This window comes from Paeniglutamicibacter sp. (genome assembly GCF_046714615.1).
In the GTDB taxonomy this organism is placed as follows: Bacteria; Actinomycetota; Actinomycetes; order Actinomycetales; family Micrococcaceae; genus Paeniglutamicibacter.
Window position 1 is genome coordinate 1 of the sequence record NZ_JBKKAP010000132.1, and the last position, 1,654, is coordinate 1,654.

1 protein-coding gene is annotated in these 1,654 nt (G+C 67.4%); it reads right to left on the minus strand.

What is annotated here, in order from left to right:
* On the minus strand, window positions 1–1,203 hold a 1,203-nt coding region (locus ACLQ7E_RS15675), incomplete at its 3' end, for an IS30 family transposase (RefSeq protein ID WP_411733511.1).
* Window positions 1,204–1,654 lie beyond the last annotated feature (451 nt).

Here is a 1,654-nt window from a genome sequence, read left to right on the forward strand (position 1 = left end):
TAGTTCACGCAGGCGCTCGGTTGGGGTATCCCAACCGAGCGTTTTGCGTGGGCGTCCGTTGAGCAGGCGGCTGACCCGTTCCAGTTCCTCGGGGCCATGGGTGCTGAGATCGGTTCCCTTGGGGAAGTATTGGCGCAGCAGCCCGTTGGTGTTCTCGTTGGATCCGCGTTGCCAGGGGCTGGCCGGGTCGCAGAAGTAGACGTCCATGTCGGCGGCCAGGGAGAAGGCCTTGTGCGTGGCCATCTCTGCGCCCTGGTCCCAGGTCAGGGAGCCCTTGAGCAACTCGGGCAGCCCGCCCATGGTCTTGATCAGCCCGTCGCGGACCGTCGCCGCGGTGTGGTCGCCCTCGAGGTGGACGAGCATGACGTAGCGGGTGCTCCGCTCGACCAGGGTCGCGATCGCGGACTGGTTCAGCGTCCCGGTGATCAGATCCCCTTCCCAGTGCCCCGGCACGGCGCGGTCCTCGATCTCGGCGGGACGCTCGGAGATGTTGACCATCGGGTCGCGGAACCGGCTGGTGCGCGCCTCGGGGTCGCGGCGGGTCTTGCGGCGGGCGCGGCCGGTGCGCAGCGCCGCTGCGACCTCCCGCCTGAGTCCGCCGCGGGCCTGCAGATAGAGCGCTTGGTAGATCGTTTCGTGGCACACGTGGAACTCCAGCCTGTCGGGGAGCAGCTTCCTCAGCCGGTTGCTGATTTGCTCCGGTGACCAGCCTAGGAGCAGCTTCGCCCCCACGTATTTCCGCAAGGTTCCCTCGCAGGCGAGCCTGCTGGCCTTGGGGCGTGGCCGGCGGCCGGCCGCGGCGCGGTGCGCGGCGTACGGCTGGTAGCCGTTGGGGCCGGTGTTGCGGGCGATCTCCCGGCTCACCGTCGAGACCGGCCGGCCCAGTGCCCGCGCGATGGCCCGCAGCGAGGAGCCGGCCGCCAGCAGGTCGCGGATCTGCTCGCGTTCGGGCAGGGAGAGGTAGCGGTCGCTGATCGGATTCTCCAGCGCGGCAAGCCCCGGGAACGGAGTTGCGTAGGCCAAGCCGTCGACCGAATTGTTAGCAGTCACCCCTTGTTTGTAGTCGATGACCCGTCCGTCCGGGTAAATGCGTCGGCCGTGGGACAGTCGAATCCCGTTCTCCCAGTCCCGGCAGGTGCGCACGTTTGCCCCCGCCGCCGCTGCCGCCGCCTTCTGGGTCGCTCCAGCGCTGCGCAGCCGCAGGTATTCCTCCCGCTTCCCTGCGTGCGACACCACCGTCGCCACACCGGCCTTGCGCGCCCATTGGAAGCAGGTTCCCACGGGGATGCCGGCCTCGCGGGCTGCCGCCGACACGCTCCCCAGCCGGTCCAGGGCGGTGAAGAATCCGTCCTTTTGGTCCTGGGTGTATTTGGTCTTCTTCTTGCCCTTGCTGCCACTGGCCGGGGACGTGGAATCCGGGGTGAGTTCGCGGGCCCACTGGTAGCACTTGTTGGAATTGAACCCGAGCTCGGTGGCCGCCGCGGAAACGTTCCCCGTCCGGTCCAGGACCACCAGGAATCGCTCGCGATCCTCGGAGGAGTACTTCCGGGGGCCTGAAGGATTCTTGTTGGTTGGTGATTTCTTCGTTAAAGACGACACGGTCGTTGCAACTCCCAAAGATCTGGGGTGTTGCAACGACCGTTAGAATCTGCCC